The sequence below is a fragment of the Enterobacter cloacae complex sp. SHL012 genome (genome assembly GCF_049237505.1).
GTDB classification, from domain to species: domain Bacteria; phylum Pseudomonadota; class Gammaproteobacteria; order Enterobacterales; family Enterobacteriaceae; genus Enterobacter; species Enterobacter kobei.
The window spans coordinates 1-954 of the sequence record NZ_JBMKIZ010000016.1 but is presented as its reverse complement, the minus strand read 5'-3'; the positions used below and the strand labels follow the sequence as shown (position 1 = coordinate 954).

Annotated in this window: 1 protein-coding gene; it reads left to right on the top strand. The window is 52.8% G+C overall.

From position 1 onward, the window contains the following. Window positions 1-901 (top strand): transposase (locus tag ACOTY9_RS22035; RefSeq protein WP_421637406.1); only part of this gene is annotated, 901 nt, incomplete at its 5' end. Window positions 902-954 lie beyond the last annotated feature (53 nt).

Below are 954 nucleotides of genomic sequence, written 5' to 3'. Positions count from 1 at the left end.
GGGGCCAAAAAAACTGCGGATGTGGTTGCTCAATCATCACGTCGATTTTACCGTACCTGCCGCCAGCACTATCGGCGATATCCTCAAGCGCGAAGGCCTGGTTCCGGATAAAAAACGAAAACGCAGAACACCAGGCAATCGCCAGCCCCTGACCATCATCTGTGAGAACAATCAGGTCTGGAGCGCTGATTTTAAAGGCAAGTTCAGGCTGCTCAGCAGAGAGTACTGCCATCCTTTCACCCTGACCGATAATCACAGCCGGTATCTGCTCAGCTGCCGGGGAACACACCGTGAGAGTGAACCCTTTGTCAGAGAGTGCCTGACGGATGCGTTCCTGGAATATGGCCTGCCGGAAGTGCTCAGAACCGATAACGGCCAGCCCTTCGCGGGAACAGGAATAGCCGGATTAAGTCGTCTTGCCGTCTGGCTAATCAAGCTGGGCATCAGGCCGGAGCGTATCAGAAAGGGCCATCCGGAAGAAAATGGCCGCCATGAGCGAATGCACCGCTCCCTGAAAAGTGCGGTGAAACAGGGCAACACCTTCATGACGATGGAAGAACAACAGCGGTGGTTCAGTGACTACCGGAAAGAATTTAACTACGAAAGGCCGCATGAAGCACTGGCGGGTGCAACGCCCGGAACGGTATGGCAACCCTCAAACCGACACTGGGATGGCCGTCTTCCTGAATATGCTTATCCGGAAGGAGGTACAGTCTACAGGGTGAAATCGAGGGGGACCCTCTATATGGGAAAAAAGGGTACGGTGTTCCTGAGTGAAGCACTGACTGGGGAGTACATCATGCTGGAAGAGCAAGATGATGGCCTTGAGGCCATCATCTTTAATGGAATAACACTTGCGTACTACGACCGAAAAACCCAGAGTGTGCTCCGGATAGACTAAAAGTGTTACCTATGTTCCCGGTCTGATCTGTCACCTATGTATCCGGTCATACA